Origin of the sequence: Salinicola halophyticus (genome assembly GCF_003206695.1) — a bacterium.
Lineage (GTDB): Bacteria > Pseudomonadota > Gammaproteobacteria > Pseudomonadales > Halomonadaceae > Salinicola > Salinicola halophyticus.
This window is the reverse complement of record NZ_PZJN01000012.1, coordinates 1-253: the sequence shown is the minus strand read 5'-3', so window position 1 is coordinate 253 and position 253 is coordinate 1. Positions and strand designations below refer to the sequence as shown.

General features: G+C 65.6%; 1 protein-coding gene (cut by a window edge). It reads right to left on the bottom strand.

Annotated elements, in window-relative coordinates; all coding sequences use genetic code 11:
• Window positions 1–241, bottom strand: partial view of an Ig-like domain-containing protein gene (locus DOM58_RS17790; RefSeq protein ID WP_425353405.1) — the 5' portion only. 59 nt of this gene lie to the left of the window's left edge; only the first 241 of its 300 coding nucleotides appear in the window; it begins with the start codon at window positions 239–241; its stop codon lies off the left edge, out of view.
• Between the last annotated feature and the right edge of the window lie 12 nt (window positions 242–253).

The window sequence follows — 253 nt, the reverse complement described above, 5'->3', positions numbered from 1 at the left end:
CGCGGCTCTCGCCGGTAGCCAGACCGTCGAAGTCGGTGCCGGGCGTGAAGCTGTAGGAGCCGTCGGCATTGAATGTCAGGCTACCGTTGCCCTGACCTACGCCGGTGTCGAGCGCGTAGCTGGCGATCGTCCCATCGACATCCGATGCCGCCGGGACCTGACCGGTCAGCAACGTGTTCTCTTCCGTCGTGGCCGTGGCAGCCTGAGCGATCGGGGCATCGTTGGTGCCGGTCACGGTGATGGTGACGGTCTT